The sequence below is a fragment of the Flavobacterium magnesitis genome, from assembly GCF_041729735.1.
GTDB lineage: Bacteria > Bacteroidota > Bacteroidia > Flavobacteriales > Flavobacteriaceae > Flavobacterium > Flavobacterium magnesitis.
In genome coordinates, this window is record NZ_JBCFQK010000053.1 from 1 (window position 1) to 926 (window position 926).

Consider the following 926-nt stretch of genomic DNA (forward strand, 5'->3'; position numbering starts at 1 on the left):
TAATTCAAGTTGCTAGTTAATCGATTTATTTAATTGTAATCCGAAGACAAACAAAGTTAGCTTTATTAGAAAACCTTCCAAAGTCACCGCGTGTATCGTTCTTGGGAAAAGTTTTTTAATATCGCTAATAGTTGTTTCTATTCTTTTCCTCATTTTTAATTTCTCTTTTTTTTGTTCCAAAGTGTCTATTCTTTTAGAATTTGATTTCTTTTGAATCTTCAAGAAAATACATTTTTGTTCGCGCGCAAAATCTTCCAAACCATAATCCAAATAGGCACTATCTCCATAAATTGAAGCTTCTGCAGGCAATTTATTTATTATTTTTCCCAATGCTTTTGCATCAGCCGTTTTTCCTGGAGTAAAATGAAAGGCTATTGGGATACCATCTTTTGTTGTAACTAATTGTACTTTGACTCCATAAAAATAGTTTCTCATGCTTGCCGTGTAACCTCTCCACTTTTTATCTTTAACAATTTTACAATTAAGAATCCTCATATTGTTACATATTGCAACTGGAAAGGAATCTATAATGTATTGCATTTCGCAACAAAAGCTTTTAAAATAAGAACTTACAATTTCAAATAACTCACAAAGAAGTTTTCCGACTTTATGAATTCGTCTGTTAAATCGGCTCTTATCGAGCATATTGGGAATAAATCCGTATTGTTTCATAAACCGAATAGCAGAGGAATGATTCCCGTAAAAACTCGTTGATGATACAATAGCGGTCAATATAATTTCACTATCGCTTACTTGTCGTCTTTTGTCTTCTTTGTGTTCAATTCCTTGTAAAATATCATCGATTAAACAAAAAATTGAGATAATTTTGTCTTTGCAAAGCATTGGTAAAGTTTTTATGTCGGCAAAACAAATTTACTTATCCTTTGCTTTGTTTTTTATACTACTTAAACTAGCAACTTGAATTA

General features: G+C 30.8%; 1 protein-coding gene. It reads right to left on the reverse strand.

Annotated elements, in window-relative coordinates; genetic code table 11:
- Positions 1-12: 12 nt before the first annotated feature.
- A complete protein-coding gene (locus AAGV33_RS16340; RefSeq protein ID WP_373393443.1) occupies positions 13-843 on the reverse strand; it encodes an IS982 family transposase in 831 nt (276 codons plus the stop codon).
- Positions 844-926 lie beyond the last annotated feature (83 nt).